At 38.1% G+C, this 12,692-nt stretch carries 8 protein-coding genes; 2 read left to right on the top strand and 6 right to left on the bottom strand.

Annotation, left to right across the window (positions count from 1 at the left end; translation table 11 throughout):
• Window positions 1-90: 90 nt before the first annotated feature.
• Window positions 91-2,967 carry a PD-(D/E)XK nuclease family protein gene (locus ACSZOX_RS14090; protein ID WP_437920689.1) on the top strand — a complete coding sequence of 959 codons (2,877 nt, stop codon included), beginning with the start codon at window positions 91-93 and terminating at the stop codon, window positions 2,965-2,967.
• A gap of 139 nt (window positions 2,968-3,106) precedes the next feature.
• On the opposite strand, the gene hpt is transcribed toward ACSZOX_RS14090, so the two are convergent.
• Together hpt and ACSZOX_RS14080 are read right to left on the bottom strand one after the other, a co-directional pair.
• Window positions 3,107-3,652, bottom strand: coding sequence for a hypoxanthine phosphoribosyltransferase (gene hpt / locus ACSZOX_RS14085; RefSeq protein ID WP_437920688.1), 546 nt, complete (start codon window positions 3,650-3,652; stop codon window positions 3,107-3,109).
• A gap of 1 nt (window position 3,653) precedes the next feature.
• Window positions 3,654-5,732 (bottom strand): transglycosylase domain-containing protein, encoded by a 2,079-nt coding sequence (locus tag ACSZOX_RS14080; RefSeq protein WP_437920687.1) that lies wholly within the window; start codon window positions 5,730-5,732, stop codon window positions 3,654-3,656.
• Between the two features lie 267 nt (window positions 5,733-5,999).
• Here ACSZOX_RS14080 and ACSZOX_RS14075 point away from each other — a divergent pair, with 267 nt between their 5' ends.
• Window positions 6,000-7,064, top strand: a complete 1,065-nt coding sequence (locus ACSZOX_RS14075; protein WP_437920811.1) for an Mrp/NBP35 family ATP-binding protein — start codon at window positions 6,000-6,002, stop codon at window positions 7,062-7,064.
• Window positions 7,065-7,113: 49 nt separating this feature from the next.
• Here the strand turns inward: ACSZOX_RS14075 and ACSZOX_RS14070 are convergent, their stop codons facing one another.
• The 4 genes from ACSZOX_RS14070 to ACSZOX_RS14055 form a co-directional block, all read right to left on the bottom strand.
• Window positions 7,114-7,929 carry a hypothetical protein gene (locus ACSZOX_RS14070; protein WP_437920686.1) on the bottom strand — a complete coding sequence of 272 codons (816 nt, stop codon included), beginning with the start codon at window positions 7,927-7,929 and terminating at the stop codon, window positions 7,114-7,116.
• A gap of 322 nt (window positions 7,930-8,251) precedes the next feature.
• Window positions 8,252-9,586, bottom strand: a complete 1,335-nt coding sequence (locus tag ACSZOX_RS14065; protein ID WP_437920684.1) for a DUF4302 domain-containing protein — start codon at window positions 9,584-9,586, stop codon at window positions 8,252-8,254.
• A gap of 204 nt (window positions 9,587-9,790) precedes the next feature.
• Window positions 9,791-11,203: a substrate import-associated zinc metallohydrolase lipoprotein gene (locus tag ACSZOX_RS14060; RefSeq protein WP_437920683.1), complete on the bottom strand. Its 1,413-nt coding sequence runs from the start codon at window positions 11,201-11,203 to the stop codon at window positions 9,791-9,793.
• Window positions 11,204-11,209: 6 nt separating this feature from the next.
• Complete coding sequence (locus tag ACSZOX_RS14055; protein WP_437920681.1) at window positions 11,210-12,691, bottom strand: RagB/SusD family nutrient uptake outer membrane protein; 1,482 nt, start codon at window positions 12,689-12,691, stop codon at window positions 11,210-11,212.
• Window position 12,692 lies beyond the last annotated feature (1 nt).

The following is a 12,692-nucleotide window of genomic DNA, read 5'->3' as shown; positions in this document are numbered from 1 at the left end:
ATACAGATGCAAGTCAATCCATCCATTCATTTAATTCACCTTTTAAGCGGGCGGAGCACAACTCCAGGCCGCTAATTTTCATTTTTAGTTATGCAGGCTCCATTTTTACGTTTAGTAGCAGAAGATATCAAACAGCGTTTTGGACAGGACCTCTCTGATGTTGCCATTGTTTTCAACAACAAACGTCCTATTACCTACCTAAAAAAGCATCTCGCAGAGGTGTACGGCCGTGCAATTTGGTCTCCACAATTCTTCACTATTCAAGAATTTTTCAAACAATCCACAGCAGAGAACGAAGCCAGTCAGCTCAGCCAATTCTTTTACCTCTTCGAACTGCACAACGCCATGCTGAAAGAAGAAGGAACAGAACCAGAAACACTAGAAGAGTTTTACCCAATCGCAGAAATTATATTAAGTGATTTTGGACAATTGGACTATGAGTTAGTCGATATCGAACATATCTACATGGAGTTATACGACACCACCAAAATTGATATTGCCTTTCAGCATTTTACGCAAGAACAGCAACAGTTCATCCGACAATTCTGGCAATCCTTCAGTATAACGGGGCACTCCAACCTACAACAACGTTTCCTCAAATTATGGAGACGTCTCCCCAGACTCTACTCAAAATTCAAGCAGAAGTTACAAGAAGAAAAGCAGCTCAATTACCCCACTCTTTATCGCAATCTGGTCGAGGGAAATGTAATCAATCCAACTTTTGTTGAGCGATATCAACAAATCCTCTTTGTTGGATTCAATGCGCTAAATAAAACTGAAGTTCATCTCTTCAAAAAATGGCAAGAAGAACAAAATGCTCTTTTCTATTTTGATGCCGACGCATACTATCTAGACGACACACAACAAGAAGCGGGATTATTTATCCGTCGAAATATACAGCGCCATGGATTAGTCAATGCATTAGGGGAATCCCCCAATATCATCGGCAATAGACGTTCACAAGTTCACCTGTACGCCTCATCGGGAAAAAACAGTCAAACGAAATTATTGTACGATATCCTTCAAGAGCAAGAAAATGACGAAAAAAGTTCTGCTATTCTATTAGCAGATGAGAGCCTACTTGTTCCTCTTTTACAAAGCCTACCTGATGTAACACCTAACATTACAACAGGTTACCCCTTAACACAGTCTCCCATATTTGGGTTGATCGATCTATGGATGGAAGTACAACAAGATATTAGCCATTTGAAAAAACAAAAGATATCCTTTCAACACATCGAAACCTTTGTGAACCATCCACTCAGTAGAATATCGAGCGAGGAGCGGGCCGAGACTCTCCATAAGATTACAGAAAAACAACTATTTGAAATCGATATCAACGATATTAGTATAGGTACAAGTATATACCCTCATTTTTTCCGTCGTATCCTTCAAGCTACAGAATTAATACCCACGCTGACACATCTATTAGACTGTTTGCTGATAGCCAACGGCGAAGAAGATCGCGTGCGACAGATAGACAGCAACTTATTAGTAGAAACAAAAAAAGTGCTCAACCAGTTGCAACTTGGTATAGAAAACATAGGTCCCACATCCATTCTTTTTCAAATCGGGTTAATACGAAAAGCCATAGCTCCCATCAATTCAGCCATTGAAGGAGATCCCCTAAAAGGACTACAAATTATGGGACTTCTAGAAAGCCGCTGTTTAAATTTTGACCGTGTATATATATTGGGCGCAAATGAAGGTATATTACCGAAAACATCAAACTCTCCGACTTTTCTTCCCAATAGCCTGCGGATAGCTTATGGATTACCTGTTTTAGAAAATCAAGATGCACTTTCTGCATACCTTTTTTACCGCCATTTTCAATACAGTGAAGGTTTACATGTCTTTTTCAACAGTTTAGTTAGCGAAAGCAGTACTGGTGAAGAAAGTAGATTTATTAAACAATTACAATTTGAAAGTAATTTTCATTTTGTACAACACACACAACAACAACCAATAAGTTTCCAACCACCTCATGAAGAACTGGTCATCGAAAAAAATGGAGCCGTATGGAAACACCTATGGGAAACATTTATTCTGCAGCGAAAGAAAATATCGGCAACCGCATTAACAACTTATCTGCAATCCCCTTTACAATTTTTCCTCAAGCACGTTGCAGAGATTAAAGAGCCACCAATCATATCTCACGAATTTGAGATGAACAGGCTTGGTACTGTTATTCATAATGTAATGGAAACCATTCTCAAGCCCTATAAAGGTTTAGATACCTGGACAAGTACCAATATCCTAAAAGAAAAGAAAAAAAATATTGACACACTCGTACTGCGAGAGATTGGCGAGCAATATGCAACGAATATCCATTTACTCGACGAGCTCAATAGCATGCAGCGTATTATGCACAAAATAGCTTGTGAATATGTTAACATGTATCTTGAATATGATATAGAACATTATAAAGCTTTTCGTATCATCGAATTGGAGAACGACAAAGACTACATACTCGACTTCCCCATCACTATTGAAGGGAAAGAAGAAACCATACGTATTTTCGGTATTATCGACCGAGTAGACGAAGTATTGACAAAAAATGATCAAGTAAAAACACGGATTGTAGACTATAAAACTGGAGGAGATAGCGTCTCCTTCAAAACGCTGGACGATGTTTTTGCAGCAAACACAAGCAATAAAGCTTTGGTACAGACGCTATTTTATGCTTATGTCTTTGAAGAAGTTACGGGAAGAACAAAACTTGAGCCACATCTTTACGTTGCACGCAAAATGCGCGAAGAAGGCACGTTATTTAACAATGGGAAAGAAATTATAGAAGGTGAGCATCTGGAAATAATAAAGCAAGAATTTCTCTCCTTTTTACGACGTACTTTAGAAGAGATTTTCGATAAGAATATTCCATTTAAGCATAATCCGGAGACTACTGTATATCCATCAGATCCTTATACACTTTTCTATCGGAATGCAACTGTTCCAGAAACAGAATAATAAAAAAACAGGATTTTTCACAAAGTAAAAAGGGGCAAATAAACATTTGCTCCCTTTATCAAAAGAGTCCTTATTTGTCAGATTCACCAAGAGCGAACAGAAAAAAACATAAATTTCAACAAGTTAACCTACAGAAGACCTAGCCAGTTGAATTGACATTTTTGTAGATATCCGGAAGATTGCGACACAGGCCATTATAATCAAGACCATAGCCCACAACAAACTCCTTTTCAATTTCAAAACCTACATACATAATGTTATCAAACTCATATTGCACACATTCCGGCTTCATCAAAAGCGCACACACAGCAATACTAGCAACCTCCATTTTTTCCAGTGCATCGATAGTATGTTGCAAAGACTTACCCGAATCTATAATATCCTCCACGATAATCACTTCCCGTCCTTTTAGATCCATTCCAACTCCAAGCAACTCATGAATCGATCCTTGTGTAGTCCCATCATAAGAAGCCAACTTGACAAACGATATTTCACAAGGAACATGAATTTCTTTCATTAAGTCAGCCATAAACATAAAACAACCGTTTAAGACTCCCACAAAAACAGGATGCTTAGCTTCATATTTCATACTGATATCAATACCCATAAGACGGATACGCTTTTTTATCTGCTCGTAGTCAATAAAAAGCTCAAAGTCCAGTTGGTCTATTTTGATATGTTTCATTTTATTGCTCCTCTTGTTTCTTTTCTTTATTAAACAATCTGTCCAGTAAGTTTTTTCGCTGTGCTTCCTCTAGTTCCATTTCTTTCATAATAGCTTCCTGCTCTATGTCAATATCTCTAAAAGCAGTATCCACCAGTCCTTGCGGACGTGGGGGCCGAAGATTCGGCTGCAGTACAACAGAGTAAAAACCATAAGCCTCAGGAACACTCTCATCATTCAGCTGTTGTCTCTTCGTCATAATATACCCGTAAGTATTAAAATGCCGCTGTACCCATGGTTTCAAATGACCAGTATAATCAAACGAAGATAGTCCCGTCTTAGGCCTTGGAATAATACTCGATAAATAAAGACTCTCTCCGATCGTTAATTCGGATGGTGTTTTTCCGAAATAATACGACGAAGCTTCTGTTATTCCGTAGACATTCTTACCCCATTCAATCACATTCAGGTAAACCTCAAACATCCGGTCCTTACTAACCTGCTTTGAAGCCTCCATTAGCCAAACCAAAAGAATCTCTTCGAATTTTCTCATCATCGTTTTATTTCTATTCAGAAAAATATTCTTAACAAGCTGCATCGAGATTGTACTCGCTCCACGCTTAAATGCTTTCTCCTTGATATTCGTTGCTATTGAGAGCTTAAATGCCTCTTCTTCAAAACCATGATGTTCATAAAAGTAAGGATCCTCGGTATTCAAGACCGTCTTTTTTAAAATGGAAGAAACCTGTGCAAGCGGTGTGAATTTCGGGTTCGCTGGGCCAACAACAATTTCCCGCATCAGCAAAGTATCCTCATAAGCTTTATATACAAAAGCATTATTCATCTGACCGATATCTGCTTTCCCCCATTTCACAATACGCAACGATTTATCATCCATTTTCGATGAAAATTTCAGGTTATCTGGATCGTCAAAATTCACAAAAAAATCCAAATCATAAGCTATTTCACCATCAACCTGAATACCTTCAACCGTTTCAAACAACCCGGAAGGAATAGCATCAAAAAGATGTTGCGCCTCAAATCTGCCCGTGTGAACAGATAAACTTAAAATTTGGTTTGGTTTTGGAATAAATTTAACATAGGGGTGAAACACAAAATCCTTTACCTGTATACTACTTTTAGGATCAAGTTCCAGTGCAAACTTTCCAATATTAATTTGTCCCTCTCCAGTCGCCTGAGGCAATAAAATTTGATCGGCAGACAACCGTCGATGCTGCACACGTAAATTCTCAAAAGCCCATTTTCCTCCTAGCGTTAAGGAATCCTGACTTTGACGTTTTACATTATCAAGGTCAAACATCACTTTATCGAAACTCACACGTAACCCAAATTTCTTCTGCAGAAGAGGAAACTCTACATTCTGCTTATCCGAAGAAACCTCCACCCGCAATTCCTGCCGATCCGGATTTACGTGCCCGCTTAAATTCCATTGCGCATCATGGTCATTGAGAAAAAGACTTGTTTCAAAATCACCACCATCCACTATTGCCTTTGGTAAGCGAATACGTTGCTTTAGGCTATCATCCTGATAGGACAGCTCAAAATTTTCCAGTTCCATGTCACGTGGAATCTTGAAGAAAACCTTTTTCATCAGCCCATCTATCAATGCCGCATAGTTCTGTTCTTCCTTTTCAGGCTTAGTTAAGGTATCCTTCTCTTTCTTTTTAAATAAGAAATCATAGTTACTCGTCGAGTCACGCTTCACAAGCGTTACATGTGCATTTTTCAGTGCTAAGTTTCCCAATTTCACCTCGCCAAATAACAAGGGCAGCAAACGTACAGAAACCGCCATAGATTCAATTCTTGCTAATGTATCACGTTTTTTTGGAAGCACTTCGATCCCCTTAAAAGTTACCGTCGCCAGTCCAGTAAAACGGTAATCCTCCACCTTAAACTCTACTTCATACTGCTTCAACAATGTAGATTCCACCTTCTCCATCGCCCGATTTAGCATACGTCCACGCAAAGCCAAGCCAATACCGAGCCCAACCAATAAAAGTAATAACACTGCTCCGGAAGAGATCCATGCAACTCTCTTTTGCTTTGGTGTGAAAGATGGCAATTTTTGAATGATATTCATGTTCATTTATTTCGATTTAAAAATAGAAGTTTTTTTTCAAACCGAGCTTTTAAAAACATGATTTCCGCATTCCTATGACCATTATTTAACAAAAAATAAGTATTGCTATACCTCAAGCACACACCCGTGAAAAGCAAAAGATATCCCATTTCACTTCGCCAACATCCGTTCTCACTCCAAGAGAAAACACAGTACCGCGCTTCTTTAAACATCCACATGACAAGATTATATTCAGCAATCCGTACCTTTGCAGCAGATAATGTTATTATGATTACGAAGGAACAAGTATTACACGCTTTGGGTCATGTCGAAGAGCCTGATTTAAAAAAGGATTTGGTAACCTTAAACATGATTCAGAATATAGAAATCTTACCCACTAAATTAAAGTTTGATGTTGTGTTAACCACACCGGCATGTCCACTAAAGGGACATATTGAACATGCTTGCCGGAATGCCATCGCTTTATTTATCAGCAAAGAAATCGAAGTGGATATCAATATGACCTCCCGCGTTGTTAGCACCGAGTCTGCACAATTAGAAGGCATCAAGAACATTATACTCGTTTCTTCTGGGAAAGGTGGTGTAGGAAAATCTACAGTAGCAAGCAATTTGGCTCTCGCACTTGCAGAGACTGGCGCTAAAACAGGTCTTCTCGATGCAGATATCTACGGTCCTTCGTTACCCATCATGTTTGGCCTAGAGGGTACACGTCCCGAGTCTATACAAATGCCACAAGGCAAAACCAAGATCTTACCTATCGAAAAGTTTGGTTTAAAATTGCTTTCCATAGGGTTCTTCACCGACCCCAATCAACCCATTCCATGGCGGGGGCCTATGGCAACTTCAGCCATTAAGCAACTTTTTGGAGACACCCACTGGGGAGAACTGGATTATTTAGTTGTCGATATGCCTCCTGGTACTGGAGATATTCATATCACGGTTGCGCAATCCTACCCAATATCGGGTGCAGTCATCGTTACTACACCGCAGCATGTCGCCCTAGCAGATGCCATTAAAGGTATAGGTATGTACCAAATGGAAGGTATCAATATTCCAATTTTGGGTATTGTGGAGAACATGTCTTATTTCACGCCAGCCGAGTTACCGAATAACAAATATTATATCTTTGGTAAGGACGGAGGGAAAAGACTTGCAGAAAGCAATAACACTTCATTCTTGGGGGAAATTCCTTTGGTCAAATCCATTGCTGATGCTGGAGATAATGGCTTTCCTATTTTACTGGACGCCGATGAAGCGGTATCAGGAGCTTACAAAGACATCGCAGGTCGCGTAGCACAAGAATTGAGTATTTTGGCAAATCAGACTGTTTAAATTTTTTTGAATAGGAGCCCCTGCTCAAAATCTAGACAGCAATTTTATGTTATCTAAGATAAGGTGCCATCTGCTTAGCCATACTTTTTTTGACTTCGGGAGTAAACATATTATACGCAGTTTGATACAGCTTGAACGCTTCTTGCGAATGAACTAAGCTACAAAATAAAGCAGGTATAATAGGGTTATCCCGATTCTCTATTAAAAATTTCACTTCATCTCGAACCACATCTTCTGCAATGCCCTTATCCTCTAACACCTTTAACTGATCATGAATAACCTTGGCCGCTCCAAAATCACCTAATTCATTATTTACCACAAGTTCTTTTTTCAAGCTATCCTGCAAATCTATCATCCTCTCACTATGCAACGCTGAAATCTTAACAAATCGCTGATACAATATAAAGTTATCCCCTTCAGCACTTACCTTCAATTTTGGTTTATGGCTATCGTATAATAATGCCTGTTCAAGCTCAATCTGATTCTTAGCCCCCGCAATAGACAAGTCATATTGCATTGTTTCCGTCGCGTCTAACCAAAAGCTGTCCGACATCAAATATTTTGGCAATTCATTCCGTCCCGAACGCGCATAGTTTTTCATTTCAGCAGGACGCATTACATCCCTATTCCATGAAACTACTATAGTATAGATCCCAGAATAAGCACTGTCTAATTTTATTTTTAAATCTCTATTTCGAATAGACTCTGATGCAACATTCTTTCCCGTAGAAGACTGATAGATATCAACGTACAATGTAGAATCTACAGGAAGATTACCAACAAATGTAGCAACAGGAGCTTTCTTACAGCCTAAAAAATAGAGAAGGGAAAATAGCAGGAAAACACGAAAAAAAAGGCTTTGCATAATATTATAGATTCTCACATTTCTTTTAGAGTAAAAACCGAAACAACGGTTAATGATTATTCTTTAAGAGAATAGGTTTTTAAAAAAAATTGACACAAATTATTCCAAACTGGAATCATAATTATCTTTTACTTATTTCACGGTTAAATATAGTGACTTATTTTAGTTCGTCATTCATATAATCTATCCCAATTTTCAAATTCGTAAAAACTTTAACACGGCGTGCATTAAGACATAACTCGTCCCATTAAAAAACACCTCTTTACATTTCTGCAAAGAGGTGTTTTGATAGCAACAATAAAACTAATTATTTCACAACTGCCTATTGTAAAACACCATAGAAAAATGCGCCCTCATCCTCTACACGATAAAGCCCACCCAGTCCTGTTACAGATGCATTTGTACTTGAAACCCAATCGACCTTAAAAGGTCCCGTTTTTAACCAATCGGCAAAAGCTCCAATTTGTGTTGCCCGCGTTGTCCAGTTTGTATTTGAAACGGATGGCGTATAATTAGATAAAGTCAAAATACCATCTGAATAAACGTAGCTAAACGAAGCATCTGCCAAATATGCTGTAGTACCTGATAAATACCTGATGTTAATTTTCACTGTCGTTGAATTTTGAAAGGCAAACTCAACACTAGTTATTGTCCTATTAGTAGCAGCAAATCGACTTACCATAGCATTAAAGACATCATTAAAACTAGAAGAAACACCACTTGGAAGTGCATTTCCAGAGATATAAATGGACTTGTAAGTCCCGTTATAATTAAACAATGATTTCAGAGGCGTTAGTGGCACCTCATTTTGGAAAACCTCATATTCGGTCCCCTTTGTATCGTAAATATAAAATTTACCATCCGCCTTTATTTTTCCCGAAGACAATTGAAGATCTCCATAACTTAAATCGGTTGCTAATCCAATGCCATTAAGAGAATAGAAGAATTTCCCACTACTTGATGATACACTCTCATCTACCTCAATTACCTCGTATGTTAAGGTCTTCGCACCATGATTGTATTTAAGCGCCATTTTAGTACTTACACCATCCTTCGTAAAATTGATATAATTGTTCAAATGATTCGCAAAAAAGTCAACATAATCGTCAATAATATCTTTAAAACCTCCAGTGGTATATTTTTCCTTTTCTTCAGCTGTCACTTTCGTCAAGATCATTGCATTTTGGTATTTCTTACCTTTCAGTATCAACGAGTCTGTTGTCGAACGCACATATTCAAATTCGATATCACTTTGCAATCCAGAGCCAGAAGAAGCTCCATCCACAACTGCACCGGGATCTTGTAACAACGTAATATAATTATAAGTATCGAATATCAAAGATGCATTCATCACCCAAGTCACACGATAAGTTGAGGTCGCAAGTAAAGAAGCAGTCTCATCCGTAATATCGCCCACCATATCAACAGTTTGATCTTCATGAAAATCCATGTAGAATCCAAAAGCACCTCCGGCAGATGTAGGCAGCGAAACATGCCACCCATATGGAGACTCTAACAATTTGTTTTGCAATTCTTCAAGTCGTTCCCCCATTCTTTCTTCAGGAAGTTGATCAAAAACAAGATCAACTTCTGATTTACTACAGCCGAACAAAATAAGAATTGTAAATCCGCAAAATATCTTATTTATTAATTTCATATGTAAATAATTTGTTTTTTAAAGGTCATATGGAATGTCCAGATTATTTTCATTCGTATTTGTGTTTTGCAATCATGGACATTTCATATGTAAATAATTTGTTTTTTTAAGGTCATATGGAATGTCCTGATTATCTTCGATGAGCCCTTCGTGGTTATTTTCATTCGTGTTTATGTTTTGGCAATCATGGACATTTCATAATCATTAGTATTTATAGCCCAACTCTCCATAGAAATAACTCTCTGGATTATTTTGTACATAGAATCCTCCTAAATGTTGCCAGTCGGAAGCTGAAGCGCCAAACGGCAACCAATCTGCAACAAACGTATTACCAGTTAGAAAATTTTGAATAGGCAATATACCCGCAGCTATTGTTGTAGCATTTGAGTAAACCCCTGTTGTGCCTCTTTGTTCTATTTTGGTAAAAAGAGCTTCTCCTGTAGATGTGTTGACAGACATCGTGAAAGAGAAATTCGCTTCGTAATGCGTTCCTGCAGTATTATTATATCCCAAAACGACTTCCAATTCATTCGTATTCGTAATATCAAACCTCATATAGTTCAATGAACGTCCTGCAGAACCTACCGCAGCTACTGCACTAACAGCATTTTGATATATTTCGGTAAAATTCGCCGATTGGCCATACGTATCAAAAACTTCAGCGTTAGGATCAAAAGTTAACGATGAAAATACATCTCCCTGATTTAGCCAGTAAGCAAATGATTGATTTTGAACATCGTTATAATCATCTTTTAATACACGTTGCACTTCATATTGGAGCTCTCGAAAATCAATACTAAAATATTGGAGAAAATAGTCTACCACCAAAGCTTCCTTTTGTTTCATTTTAGTGTAAGCATCTTCACCAGAAGCTAACGCATATTGATCATACCAAAGCTGTCCTTGTACCAACAAATGAGCAACTGTTTCTGCAAAGTCTTCGGTATAAGCACTTCGCGCATACCGAGAAATAAATCCCAAACTTCTTGAGGTTGATTCTGGATTAGCCGTTGTATTTGTCCAATCCGATTCGTAATCAGCTTTTGAAATCTGTTCAAAGGAAGAAGGAATTGCTACAGTTTGATTCAATATATGCGTGAATTCATGGTGTATAGTACGTAAACGTCTTCTGACTGTGTTCGATCCCGTAAAAGACATGTCCGGATTATCAAAGTCAATCCCGTTCAATTCATATAGAACGATTTTTCTTCCTCCTTCCGCAGTACCTAAAGTTACACTACCATCACTGTTGTATTCAGGAGAACCATAAAGTACAAATTGCTTTGGTGAGTATTTTTTTATAAATGTTGCCCCAGCAACTTTTTCATAGGCTTTAAGATAAGCTTTCAATACGGCTGTCATAAAAGGCTCTACTTGTGTATATTTAACAGGGGAGATATCTTTAGAGACTTCCGTTAGATTTCTGTCAAACCGATAAACAACTTCAATATTGTAGGGGTTTACAAAAGTCTCCAAAAGCCAATCGTCTAATTCTGTCGCCACATAATTATCCGAATTGTACGCACTCAAATCAATATCGAGTATTTCATCTTTTTTACTACAAGAACATAATAGCAAAAAGGCAAGTATGTATAAACTAAAAGATTTTATTTTCATGGCTCATTATCTAGGATTAAGTTCTATACCAGCCACAGTAACGTCTTGCGGCAATTGAAACATTCTGCGATTGTCATCTGCATCCAAAACAGTAAATGTCTCTGTATTATCTATAGCTATATGATTATGCGATACAGGGATACGGTGCCTTAACACATCAAACCAACGGAGGCCCTCCTGCATAAATGCTATTCTCTTTGTTTCGAGCAAAGCTGCCATTATTGCTTCATTATCATCTTCCAAACCATAATATGCTTTCGCTTTAGTTGCAGATAATGCATGCGTAGTACTACTGTAATTCACAATTCGCGTACTTGCGAATACATCCAGATCTTTGATAGCACTACTAAGTTGTCCTTTCCTAATATATGCCTCTGCTCGGTTTAATAATGCTTCGTCGACTGTAAATAATGGGAGCATAATATAAGGATAACCTATACCCGCAGCAGCGTTCGTATAATAAAAATATTCATTAAACTTATTCGTTGTATAGTTTGGTGCGGTATAGGTTCCAGAACGATTACGAAATGCAGCACCAAATACTGTTACTTTATTATATAAGGTTCGCATCTTATCACCAAAGCTATAGCGTGCATTCCCGGCTCCGCTGCTTCTCTGAAATACAGAGTAAGCATTTGTCAATAGCAAGTTCCAAGGCTTCTCTGCCTTCGTATACTCTTGGCGATGCTCTGCATAGGTCAAGTTATACAAGCTTCCGTTATATTGCCTCAAATTATCTTTAAAATTTCCATCAGGGATTATTGCAGACACATGTTCAACAACTTTATCCCAGTTACCTTTAAACAAGTAAAAACGTGCTGCAAATGCATTAGCAGCCTGCGAATTAAAATGATATTTTGGAACTTCCCACTGACCGCCAGTCAACAATGGAAGTCCTTCATTCAAATCCTTTTCAATCTGCTCATATACAGATGCTACTGTACCTCTTTCATACTTTGCCAATGCCACAGTTTCCGGTTCAAGGACATAAGGAATGCCAGGAGAGTCATTAGCTCCACCAATGACATATGCTTTTGAAAAAAAAGTGACCAACATAAAGTGTGCATAGGCTCTAGCGACCAATGCTTCTCCCTTATATTGTAGAGCCTCACTTCCAAAATCATTCTCTTCAATTGCTTTCAAAGCATGGTTAGCTGCTGCAATCGCTTCGTAAGTCGCATTCCAATATCTTCCAGGCCTTCCGTTAGCCGTTCCCTGTACATCTTCCCAAAAATATAGATTAACAAAAGGCTCATCATTATGTCCAGCCAATGCCGCAGACTTATCTTCGGCATTGTCAGAAGCAATTTCAGCAAATGTCAGGTATTCCTGTGCCGGATATGCTGAAACCAATAGTTTAGCAACATTGTCTATCGTACTTAAATCTGTACGCATATCAGGTTCCTGTTCTAAGAATTTCTCACATGCCACGAAACACGTCACACTTAGAATCAATCCTGCGTAAAAAAATATTTTGTATCTTTTCATA

The organism is Sphingobacterium sp. LRF_L2, assembly GCF_965644235.1.
In the GTDB taxonomy this organism is placed as follows: domain Bacteria; phylum Bacteroidota; class Bacteroidia; order Sphingobacteriales; family Sphingobacteriaceae; genus Sphingobacterium.
This window is presented reverse-complemented; position numbering and strand designations above follow the sequence as displayed.